Source organism: Staphylococcus pasteuri (assembly GCF_030547725.1).
Lineage (GTDB): Bacteria > Bacillota > Bacilli > Staphylococcales > Staphylococcaceae > Staphylococcus > Staphylococcus pasteuri.
On record NZ_JAUOQO010000951.1, the window covers coordinates 1 to 237 of the forward strand.

Here is a 237-nt window from a genome sequence, read left to right on the forward strand (position 1 = left end):
GCTAAAGATGGCGTACGTAAACTCACTCAAATTCGCGAATTTAACGCTGGCACTAAAATTAATGAGATTGGTGTTGAGTATTTCCGCAAAGGGTTTGCAGTAAGTGGCGAAGATGGGTCTATTACCCTATTTCACACTACTGGCGGTGGGCGATTAGTGCGCGAGATGACCGACTCTAAAGCCTTTGGTTTAGCCTTCTCACCACGTGCCAGCGGCCTATTAACAGAATCTGAGAAG

Annotated in this window: 1 protein-coding gene; it reads left to right on the plus strand. The window is 46.4% G+C overall.

Features of this window, described 5'->3' with window-relative positions; translation table 11 throughout:
• A partial coding sequence (locus tag Q4528_RS16005; protein ID WP_303522747.1) for a hypothetical protein occupies window positions 1-237 on the plus strand: 237 nt, incomplete at both ends.